A 10,163-nucleotide genomic window follows, 5' to 3' on the forward strand; every position below is an offset into this window, starting at 1 on the left:
GCGTCTGCACATTCTCAAGGTGCAGATAGCTGCCGCCCTGTTCGGGCAGTTCGCTGACGTACATCGGCTTGTTGTTCTGCCGATCAAAAAACACTTCGAGCCGCACTTCGCGCAATTGGGTGCCAAAGATGCCCGTCATCAGTTCCTTGACGCGGAAAGGGGCGTAGACAAAGCCGAGCAGGTGCCGCGCCGATACACCATCTTCTGCCGGCCCGTAAGCCGGATTCACCATCAGAAAGCCCAGGCTCCTGTCTTCGCTGGTGTTCTGCGCCAGAATGAGCGGAGCCGTGATCGTCATGCGGCCATTCTGCATCGAGGCCAGCAGCGCGCGTTGCCGCGTGGGTTCGGCCAGCATGTCGAAGCCGATCACAGACAGATTACGTGCCGTCTCGGGTTCCAGCAGCGTGATCGGCGCATAGAATTCGCGTTTGCCTTCAGGCCGAATCCGGAAGCTGGGCCGATCGTCGCGGCGGATTGCGCTGACGGCATGATCCAGGTCCTGCGCGGACAGAAAGTTTGCAAAGCCCAGCCCCATCACACCCGGAAATTGGCCGGGCAATTCCAGTCCCGTCACGAAATTCCGCCATTCATGGTGCTCGACGCTATTGGACGCCTCATACAGCGCGGAACCGGCGCGCAGCAGCGATTCGTATGCCTCCATGCGCTCGTACAGCGTGTCGCGCACCACTTGCGCTGAATGGTCGAAGCGCTCCTGGGCGTCACGCGAGATGCTGGCCTTGCCCCATTCCCAGGTGATGACGCTCAAGGTCATGCACACGGCCAGCGCCAGAAGCGGCACCGGCGAGAAGCGCGGCTGGCTGCCGTTGTCGGTGGCCAGCACCAAGGCAATGACAGTGGTGATGGCGAGGAAGAGGCATAGGTCCAGCACCGAATGCTGCAACAGGCCCGAGTCAAAAGGACCATAACCCATCGCGGTTGCCGGCACCGCGACGGCGACAACTATCGCCAGGGCCAGATACATGACACCGCGCCGGTGCCAGACCGCGGCCCAGGCCATCGGCAGCAGCAGAACGTAGGGCGGGATGTGCATGCCTTCCGGGATGAAGTCGTCGAAGAACACGGCGCATGCGCTGGTGGCAGTAACGGCCAGGACCAGCAGTTCGGCAGGCCGTGGCCGGGCAAGGAGCCCGCGCCAGCTTTGCATCAGCATCAGCGCCATGGGCGCCACGACGAGCATGCCGAGCAGGTCGCCGATCCACCAGACAGTGGCGACCTTGCCCGCCAAACCACCTTGAATAATGCCGCTTATCCAGAGCTCGGCCGTGCCATTGACGCAGGCCACCAGGGCCGCTGCGCCGATGGCGAACACGAAGAGATAGACATTGCGCGGCGTGGCCATGCGCAATTCACCATTGAGAAAGCGCTGCACCAGCCAGGCGCCGAGCAGGGCTTCGAGCGTGTTGCCGGCCGCGATTCCCAGCGATACCGCGCCGATCRCCGCCGGAGTGGCGGCCTGGTTCTGGGCGAAGACAGTCAGATTGGCCAGCGCGGCGCCGATGAAGATGCTTGGCGAAGCACGCCAGCCATAGTGCAGTGCGAGCGCCAATGCGAAGCCGGAAGGCGGCCAGATCGCGGTGGCATTGCTTTGGCCGACCGCCAATAGCAAGCCTACGCGGGCAAGCGCGTAATAAACGGCCGTGGCCAGCGCCATGCCAAGCAGGGTATGCAGGGCAGAGCGGGGCGGCGGGGCAGCGCGTAAAACTTCAGCCATGCAATTTAGGTAAGGTTGCCTAAATCACAGACTAACATGGCCGGCAGGCCGATGCCAGCACGAGTCGCTGGCTCTGTTTAGTTATGCGCGCGGACGCTGGCGGTGGAACACGAGCGGGCTGTATGGTACGGCCGACGGCGGCGCGCTATTGAAAATGCCAGGCTTCATGGCGCCAACCACGTGCATCTCACAAGGTTTGCAGTCGAAACGCAAGGTGTACTTTTCATTGCCGCTGACAAGGGTCATCGGCTCGGCCTTCACCTGGCCCTGCACGCCTTGCACGCCCTTGGCCTGTTTCGGGCACAGGTTGAAGGAGAAGCGCAGGCAGTGCTTGGTGATCATCAGCGACACTTCGCCCGGCTCCTCGTGCGACTCGTAGGCCGCATCGATCATTTGCACGCCGTGTTTCTGGTAGAAGGCGCGCGCCTTTTCGTTGTAGACGTTGGCCAGGTAGCTCAGTTGCGTGTCCGGGTAGGTGGCGGGCGGCTGCACCGACGCCTTGCGCTCAGGACGCTCCCATGCCGCCAGACGTGCCGCCTCGTGTGCGGCGACAGCATCGCGGCGCAGGCCATTGATGGCGGCGGAAGGCACGAACCATGGCTGCGACAGGTCCAGCTTCACTTCGCCCGGCTCGAACATGGTGTTACCCAGCTTGGCGATGCTGGTGCGCAGGCTGCTTTCCGCTTGCGCCGCCTGTTGCGCAGGCTGCAGGGCAATCGCTGCCTCGGTGACGGAGGTGATGCCATCTTCGTCGAYGGCAGTCAGACGCAGACCGCCGTCGGATTCGCTCAGGCTAAGGTGCAGCTGGACCTTGCGCTCGGACGACTTCTTGGTCAGCGACGCTTCCCAGTGATGGTCCTTGTTGCGGTTGACGATCGTGCCAACTTTCAAGCCGGGCAGGGCGGACAGCTGCTCGTTAGGGAAAACGCGCCAGCGCTGGCCTTCCTCGTCCTCGCCGAGCTTCTCGGCCTTGTTGGCCAGGATGCCGACGGTTTCGCGCTTGTTCATGTAGTTCAAGCCATCGCCGTTTTCCATGGCGGCGTTGGTCGACAGGTCGATGTGGTCCTTGCCGATCTTGATGACCGAACCCAGCTCCACGCCGACGAATTTCGGCGAATCGAAAGCGCCGATATCGTCCTGGCGGCCGTTGGCGAAGTAGTCGGTGTGGCCGCGGTGGAAGGTCTTGTCCGCGTCCGGTGTGAAGAACACTTCGGTGCGGCCGCTGGATGCGCGCGCGTACTCGGGGCGGCGTTCCAGAATCTCGTCCAGCAGCAGGCGGTAATTAGCCGTGATGTTTTTTACATAGCCCATGTCCTTGTAGCGGCCTTCAATCTTGAAGGAGCGGATGCCGGCGTCGATCAGCGCTTCCATATTGCGGCTCTGGTCGTTGTCTTTCATCGACAGCAGGTGCTTTTCGAATGCGACCACGCGCCCCTGGCTATCGGACAGTGTGTAAGGCAGGCGGCAGGCTTGCGAACAGTCGCCGCGGTTCGCGCTGCGGCCGGTATCGGCGTGCGAGATATAGCATTGGCCGGAGAAGGCCACGCACAGAGCGCCGTGGACGAAGTATTCAAGCGGCGTATCGACCGCGTCGCGGATTTGCCTGATTTTGTCGAGCGTCAGTTCACGTGCCAGCACCAGCTGGGAGAAGCCGACATCGCCAAGGAACTTGGCCTTTTCCACGGTGCGGATATCGCACTGGGTACTGGCGTGCAGCTGGATCGGCGGCAGGTCCATTTCGAGCAGACCCATATCCTGCACGATCAGCGCGTCGACACCAGCTTCATACAGCTGCCAGATCTGCTTGCGCGCCAGTTCCAGTTCCGAGTCGTGCATGATGGTGTTCATGGTCACGAAGATGCGCGCGCGGTAGCTGTGGGCGAACTTCACCAGCGCCGCGATGTCCTCCAGCGGATTGCTGGCGTTGTGGCGCGCACCGAAGGCCGGGCCGCCAATATAAACCGCGTCCGCGCCATGCAGAATGGCCTCGCGGCCGATTTCGGCAGTCTTGGCAGGCGACAGCAGTTCTAATTGATGATCAAGCAAGGACATGGCGGGCGGCTTTCGGTCGAATGAAGGCCAAAATTATACCGCTCACGGCCATGATTTTTTCGTCAATTTTTGAGTATTTCCGTGAAGCATCAGGCATAATTGCAGGATTTGCAATTTCAAGATCTGCAATGAAAAACCGACTTACCCCTCTGGCACTGCTCGGGTTGAGCGCCGCCGCGTTGGCACAGCAGCAAAGCAAGGAGCCGCCCATGAAGGCGGAACCGATGCAGAAAGTGGAAATCAAGGGCGCGGCCGAAGATTACGACCCGCGCCGCGACGATACAGCCAGCAAGACCGTCATCAACCACGAAGAGATCATCAAGTACGGCGACACCAATGTGTACGACGTGCTGAAGCGCGCGCCCGGCGTGACCGTGATCGGCGATTCGATCCGCATGCGCGGTCTGGGCAACGGGTACACGCAGATTCTGGTGAATGGCGAGCGTCCGCCTCCCGGATTTCAGCTGACCACGCTGCCACCGGAGCAGATCGAGCGCATCGAAGTGGTGCGGGCGGCGACGGCCGAGCATTCCATGCAGGCGATTGCCGGCACGATCAACATCGTCCTGAAAAAAGTGGTGAGCAAGCCCCAGCGCGACTTCCGCCTGAACACCAGCCGCTCAGACCAGCAGCGCAACCTGTTCGCCGTGGCGACAATTGCAGACAAGGTCGACAATCTGTCCTATTACCTGAACCCTTACTTCGGCCGCAATCTGCGCGACGCCGGCTCGATCGGCGCGGACCAGTTCATCACGCCGAGTGGACAGGTAACGCAGGAACGCGACTGGTTGCGCCGCAACCGCAACGCCGGCAGTTTTGTGGGCCTGAATCCGCGCCTGAATCTGAAACTGCCGAACGACGACCAGCTCAATTTCAACGGCAACCTGGCCTTCTTCCGCAACAACAGCGACTATCACAGCGTCAAGACGAACCAGATCGGCAGCTTCGGCTCACCCGACTACACCAACGCGGATAACACCTCGAACAGCAGTGGCCACTTCATCGGCGGCGAGCTCAATTGGGTGGGCAAGATCGCGGGCGGCAAGCTGGATGCCAAGGTATCGGCCAACAGCAATCACAATCACTCGGAGAGCTTCTCGCTGTCGAGCACCGCGGATCAGTCGAATGTATTGCGACGCGATGCGGACACGGTCAGCCGCTACACGACTTACAGCAGCATCGGCAAATACACGCAAACCCTGTTCGATGGCCATTCCCTGGCGGCTGGCTGGGAAATCAATCGTCAACAGAACGATGATGATGTGGTGCGTGTTGAAGGCGTGATCGGCACCACGCCGGTCGTGATTCCCGAGCAGTTCAATCCCCGCATCACGCGCTATGCGGTGTATGGCCAGGATGAATGGAATGTGACCAAGAGCTGGTCCGTGTATCTGGGCGCGCGCTGGGAGACGATCCGTACCGACAGTGAAGGCACGGGCCTGATGAATACACAGTCCAACAGTCATGTGCTAAGCCCGGTCGCGCAGACGCTGTACAAATTCCCGGACAAGAGCGGCCGCCAGTTCCGCATGGCGCTGACGCGAACCTACAAGGCGCCGGCCACCAACCAGCTGACGGCGCGCCGTTATTTCTCGGATGAGAATACGCGCTTCAATCCGGACAGCAGCGGCAATCCTGACCTGAAGCCGGAACTGGCAACCGGCATCGACCTGACGTACGAGCACTTCTGGGCGCCGGGCGCCGTGTTCTCGATCGGCACGTCGCAGCGTCACATCACCGACTATATCCGCACCAGGCTGACTCAGGACAGCCGCGGCCTGTGGCTGAACCAGCCGCTGAACGATGGCAGCGCGATGGTGCGCACGCTCGACTTCGAGCTGAAGTTCCCGCTCAAGACGCTGGTGCCGGATGCCTTGCCGCTCGAGTTCCGGACGAACTTCAACAAGAACTGGTCCACGGTGGACGAGGTTCCTGGCCCGCATAATCGCCTCGACGGCCAGATCCCGCTCAGCGCGAATATCGGCGTCGACTATCGCACTGACAAATATAGCGCCGGCGCGAACTTCAACTATCGCGGCGGCGGTGCGGTGCGGGTGTCCGAGCAGCAGAGCACCCAGCTGTTCCGCTGGCGCGAACTGGAAATGTACCTGCTCTACAAATTCAGGCCCGGCGTGCAGGTACGTCTGGCGGTGAACAATGCCCTGGGCGAGGATACACGCGGCTACTCGCGCTACTCGGACATCAATGGCACCAGCGAAAGTTGGAGCCGCAGCTACGACTCGCCGCGCTTCCAGGCCAATCTTGAGCTCAAATTCTGACCAATGAAAATTCGCGCCCTTGTTTTTGCACTGGCGGTCTGCGGCAATGCCGCCGCAGAGTCGTCGCCTTACGGCAGTGCCGAGAGCAAGGYACTGATCGAGCAAGGCTATACCTTGTCTGTTCAAGGAAAGCGCAGTGAAGCTCTTGAAAAGTTCAAAGAGGCGGCAAAATTGTCGCCGGAGGCTTCCTTTCCAATTTCGTCGATAGCGACGCTGCTTTACGATGATTGCGGCCTGCGTAAGACCGAGCAGCAGAAGGAATGCTATGACCAGAGCAGGGGCATGGCCCAGCAAGCACTGGGCCTGTGGTCAAATGACCCGCTGGCGCATGAGGTGCTCAGGCGATTGTCGGGCGAACCATTGGCCTGGCAGTATCAGCCAGTCCCCGAAGCGGCGAAATTGCAGATTGAGGCGGAAGTGCTGTTCAATCAGCATAAATTCGATGAGGCTTACGCCAAGTACATGGCGGCCATCGCTGCCGATCCGCGTTTCGCACGGGCCTGGATTTACGCAGGCGATTGCTTCTTCTTTCGGCAGCAGTGGGCCGAAGCCGAAAAGCATTTCCGCAAGGCTGTCGAAATCGACCCGCGCGACTCGATGGGTTGGCGCTTCCTGGTTGACGCCCTCGCGCGCCAGGGAAAGCGCCGCGAAGCCGGACTGACTGCGGTGCGCGCTGTCGCCGCGCATCCAGGACAGAAAGCGAACTGGGACCGGGTGCAGGCGTATGAGCAGGCAGAGGGCACGCCTCTGCAAGCGCTGGGGCTGCGCATCATGGCCACGGGCGTGAGCAAGGACAAGGATGGCAAGCCGAAGGTGGAGCTTGCGGAAAGCCTGTCCAAGCTGGCTTCCGATAACCTGGATTTCGGCATCTGGGTCGGCTATGCACTCAGCAAGGCCAACGCTACAGAGGGCAGTCCGTTCGCCCGCGAATACGAGGCGTGGTTAAATGGCTTTAAGGTCGCCGCCGAAATTGAACAAAAGAACGGCGGCAAGATTTACGATCCCGCCTTGAAGACAATGCGTCAGTTGTACACCGATGGACAGCTGAAGGCCGCGATGTTGTTGTTGACCTACCGTGAGTCCTATCGCACCGAGCTTGACGCATGGCTCGCGGAGGAACCGCAGGGCGCCAAGGCCTTTATCGACCGCTATCACCTGATGCCTCAGTAGGGGCAGTCCTACTGGATGGCGGCCGCTGCGCCGAACGGCTCGCCAAACTCGCCGCCGAATCCCGTCAACGCAAACAAGGACTCAAATCTGCCCCCAGTAAAAAAGCCGCCGGGCAGGGGATCTGCACCGGCGGCTTGGGCTGAAGCGATTACAGCGACTTCAGGAACGCGATAACGGCGTCGCGGTCGGACTTGGACAGCTGCTCGAAGCGCTGGCGGGAAGTGTTGGCTTCACCGCCGTGCCACATGATCGCTTCGGTCAGGTTACGTGCGCGGCCATCGTGCAGGTAACCCACGTTGGCGCTGTTGCCCATCACCTTATCGGTGTAGCCGATGCCCCACAGCGCGGACGTACGCCACATGCCGCCTTGCGCCTGGCCTTCGGTCAGCTTGTCGGCCAGACCTGGACCCATATCGTGCAGCAGCAGGTCGGTGTACGGCTTGATGGTCTGGTTACGCAGCTCTGCGAACAGGTGGCCGGAACCGGTCCTCATCTCGACGGTGTGGCAAGCCTGGCAGCGCATGCCCTGGAACAGCTTGGAGCCTGCAGCCACTTGCGCCGGATCGACACGGTGCTCGTCCAGCGGCGCCACGCCTTTCGGGAAGCCGCTCGGCAGGCTACGCTGGGCAGGTACGGCTACCAGCGACAGGTACTGCGCGATCGACTGCAGATCGGCTTCCGAAATGCCTTTCTGCGGCGCGGCGGCGCGGCAGCCTGCCGGATCGGTGGTGCAGCTGCGGTTCGGATATACCGGCGAGGTCACCGCCATATCGAGCAGCAGCGCCGATGCAGCCTGATGGCGCAGCGAAACCTTCGACGCCTTCCAGCCGAAGCGGCCCATACGTACCGCACCGCTTTCCGGATCGAAGACGTAGTTGGCCACGCCTTTTACGCCGTCCGCATCAGGCGTGCTGCGAACGCGCGCCAGGATGTCCGCTTCCGGAATTGCTTCCAGCAGGCCGGCGCCAATCATCGGCTGTGCAGCGCGCAGCGAGAAGGTATCCGGTACCGGACCTTCGAAGGCCACTTTCGGCTTGCGCAGTTCGACAGCGGTGCCGTCGGCCAGCTTGGAGGTAGTGGTATCGAAGCCGGAAACGCGCACACCAGTGCCCCAGTTCTGCGGTGCGCCAGACGACGATACTGCATTCATCGCGACAGCCAGACCATACTGCGGATGCGGCAGCTGCTGGCCCGAAGCGTCGGTGGACGCCACGCGCACAGCCATCGTATCCAGGCGCTGGTTGACGGCGATCGGCGCCGGGCTGCGGCCGTTGTTCACGTGGCAGCCGATACATGCGGACTGGTTGAAGCGCTGGCCCTGCACACCGACAGCCGGATCGTAGCGGTCGTTGCCAGGTTCGTTGTGCATACCGGTGGTGAAGTTGGTGTGCACCAGGCGGCGGCCTTCCACGAAGCGCTGCATGTTCTGCATACCGATATTGTTATGCGGCTGCTGGAACATGAACAGGCCGTTGTCCGAGTAGTTGTAGGACACCGAACCCAGACCACCCGACAGCGTATCAACCGGCAGCGGCGTCGAGTTCAGGCGCGGCTGGGTGCCGTACCATGGCTTCAGGCCCGCACCCACTACATAGGTCCACTCGTAGGAGTAGTAGCGGATACCGCCGTTGTCACCCTTGGACATCATCGAGTCCGTGGTCGAGAACATCGACGGCGAGACTTCGATCACATCACCCTGCACCAGCGGACGCGCATTGATATGCGTGCCATTCGGGAAGCCGTCGGCGCCCAGACCGTCCATGCCCGGGTATTCCTTGACCAGGATGGAGCAGCCGTTGTTGATGCCGGTCGCCGTATTCATCTTGCCGTTGGCAGGGTAGGCCACCGGATGGCAGATCGGCACATTGTCGTCCACCAGCTGGCCCGGAGCCATCCAGCCGTAGCCGGTGACGCCCGGCCGGTCGATGGCGCGGAAGAAGGCGATGCCACCCTTCAGGAAGTCGACCGTGGTGTACTGATTGACGATCAGCTGCGGCTTGGTGACGCCAGCAACACGGCTGTTGTCGATGATCTCCACGCCCCAGGTGCGGTTCTTGAAGTATTGCGGCACGAAGGTCAGGTAGTTGCCCGGACCTTTATCGACCGGCAGGCCGGTTGCCGGGTCCACCGTTTCGTTCGGACCGTAGCCGATTTCATTCCATTCCTCGCCACGCTCACGGCCGTGACGCGCCAGACCACGTGCGCCGAAGCGGGTGATCAGGGTGCCGTCAGCCAGCGAGAACTGGATGGTTTCGATTGGGTCGGCCTGGGTTGGCAGCGGTACATAGCCGGTGCCGCTGGCTGGATACTTCACGGCGGTGGTCGCCGCGGAAGGCAGGGTGTTGTCGCTGCCCGGCGTCTTGAACTCGACTTCGAACAGCGAGTAGCCGTAGTTGGTCGCGCGCGCCACGCCCTGCATGCGGATGTAGCGTGCGTTCACGCCGAGGTTGAAGAACTCCTCGGTGCCGCCCTGGCCATTGGTCACGGCGCGGATCTGGGTCCAGTTCTGGCCGTCGTCGGAAATCAGCAGGTTGTACTGCTTGCCGTACGCGTTTTCCCACACCAGCTTCATGTAGCCGACCTGGGTTTTGGCGCCGAAGTCGAATTGAATCCAGGCGCCATCTTCGAAGGAGCTGGCCCAACGGGTGTTCATCTGGCCATCAATCGCCTGCATGGCATTGTTGCCGTTGTTTTCCAGTGCCGACGAGGTTGCAGCCACCGGCTTGATGCTGACACCCGGCTTGCTCGGATCGATCGGGTCTTGTGGCGGCGGCGGAGGAGGTGGCTCCACTACCGGCGAACCGGTGAAGGCCTGGATCTCGAAGATCGAATAGCCATAGCCGGTCGAGCGCTTGATACCTTTCATGCGCAGGTAGCGGCCGTTGCCGTTCAGATCCGTGAGGTCTTCCGAACCGCCCTGGCTGTTGGTC

Annotated in this window: 5 protein-coding genes; 2 read left to right on the plus strand and 3 right to left on the minus strand. The window is 61.5% G+C overall.

The annotated features are described in order from the left end of the window. A partial coding sequence (locus tag AB4Z11_RS11510; RefSeq protein ID WP_442025387.1) for a CHASE domain-containing protein occupies positions 1 to 1,732 on the minus strand: 1,732 nt, incomplete at its 3' end. 81 nt (positions 1,733 to 1,813) lie between these two features. Beyond that, positions 1,814 to 3,784, minus strand: coding sequence for a peptidase U32 family protein (locus tag AB4Z11_RS11515; RefSeq protein WP_442025388.1), 1,971 nt, complete (start codon positions 3,782 to 3,784; stop codon positions 1,814 to 1,816). Between the two features lie 128 nt (positions 3,785 to 3,912). On the opposite strand from AB4Z11_RS11515, the gene AB4Z11_RS11520 reads away from it, so the two are divergent. Beyond that, the gene (locus AB4Z11_RS11520) at positions 3,913 to 6,063 is read left to right on the plus strand and encodes a TonB-dependent receptor plug domain-containing protein (RefSeq protein WP_442025389.1); all 2,151 of its coding nucleotides are present in this window, start codon (positions 3,913 to 3,915) and stop codon (positions 6,061 to 6,063) included. A 3-nt stretch (positions 6,064 to 6,066) separates the two neighbouring features. Further along, positions 6,067 to 7,233 (plus strand): tetratricopeptide repeat protein, encoded by a 1,167-nt coding sequence (locus AB4Z11_RS11525; RefSeq protein ID WP_442025390.1) that lies wholly within the window; start codon positions 6,067 to 6,069, stop codon positions 7,231 to 7,233. A gap of 148 nt (positions 7,234 to 7,381) precedes the next feature. Here AB4Z11_RS11525 and AB4Z11_RS11530 read toward each other — a convergent pair. Then, a partial coding sequence (locus AB4Z11_RS11530) for a di-heme oxidoredictase family protein (protein WP_442025391.1) occupies positions 7,382 to 10,163 on the minus strand: 2,782 nt, incomplete at its 5' end.

The sequence above is a fragment of the Pseudoduganella sp. RAF53_2 genome, from assembly GCF_052113985.1.
GTDB lineage: Bacteria > Pseudomonadota > Gammaproteobacteria > Burkholderiales > Burkholderiaceae_D > Rugamonas.

Excerpts from the sequence above, each read along its gene's own strand:
- AB4Z11_RS11520 (WP_442025389.1), top strand. The coding sequence starts at position 3,913 with ATGAAAAACCGACTTACCCCTCTGGCACTGCTCGGGTTGAGCGCCGCC.